We start from the raw sequence: 203 nt of genomic DNA on the forward strand, positions 1-203 counted from the left end.
CGGGCGGTAGCCGGCTGGACAACCAGCGCGGCGGGCAGCTGCTGTCGGGCGGCCGGCTGGCCCTGGGCGCGCCGCAGTTGACCAACGCGGGCTGGGTGCAGGGTCAGGACCTGACGCTGACCACCACGCAGCTGGACAACGACGGCACGCTGCAGGCGCAGCGCGGGCTGACGCTGCACCTGCCGCAGTGGACCAACCGCGGG

General features: G+C 74.9%; 1 protein-coding gene. It reads left to right on the forward strand.

Annotated elements, in window-relative coordinates; genetic code table 11:
• The coding region (locus tag FDP13_RS21590; RefSeq protein WP_143840388.1) for a hypothetical protein at window positions 1–203 on the forward strand (203 nt) is incomplete at both ends.

Source organism: Dickeya sp. ws52 (assembly GCF_007210685.1).
Classification (GTDB): Bacteria; Pseudomonadota; Gammaproteobacteria; order Enterobacterales; family Enterobacteriaceae; genus Dickeya; species Dickeya chrysanthemi.